The 612-nt window shown below is 72.7% G+C and carries 1 protein-coding gene; it reads left to right on the top strand.

All coding sequences use genetic code 11. The features are described 5' to 3' along the window. Positions 1 to 80: 80 nt before the first annotated feature. The coding region (locus tag DD1DGNOD_RS12670) for a transposase family protein (RefSeq protein ID WP_165036645.1) at positions 81 to 612 on the top strand (532 nt) is incomplete at its 3' end.

The following is a 612-nucleotide window of genomic DNA, read 5'->3' on the forward strand; positions in this document are numbered from 1 at the left end:
AGATACACGGCAGGCACGACCCCCTGCCGATCATGGAGTTCTCGACGCTTCATGTTCGCCAGGAAAGGCCGTGCCCGCCGATGCCATCATCTCCCCTCGCCGCCGTGGCCGACGAGCTGGCCGCGCAGATCCCGGACAGGATCAGCCAGCCGCGTCTGGTCACCGAAGGTGACCAGACTGCGTTGCTGGAAGCTCTCGCGCAGGTACCGGACCCACGTCGACGCCGCGGAGTGCGTCACCGGTTCGCCGCGCTCCTGGCGATCGCGGTGTGCGCCATGCTCAGCGGCGCCCGCTCGTTCGCGGCGATCGGGGAATGGGCCGCCGACCTCCCCGCGGATGCCCACGCCGGTCTCGGGATCACCGGGCGGATCCCAGGCCCGGTGACGATCTGGCGGGTGCTGGTACGTGTGGACCGGGCGGCGTTGGAGGCCGCGATCGGAGCCTGGATCCGGGCCCGCCTCGACGCCGTCGACACCGCCGGACACCAGCCGCCACGGCGCCACCGCCGGGTACGGCGGGTGCTCGCGGTGGCCGGCAAGACGATGCGCGCCACCCGGCACGGCACCCGCCAGGTGCACCTGCCCGGTGTCCTCGACCATGCCCGCGGCGTGC

Origin of the sequence: Candidatus Protofrankia californiensis, assembly GCF_900634765.1 — a bacterium.
Lineage (GTDB): Bacteria > Actinomycetota > Actinomycetes > Frankiales > Frankiaceae > Protofrankia > Protofrankia californiensis.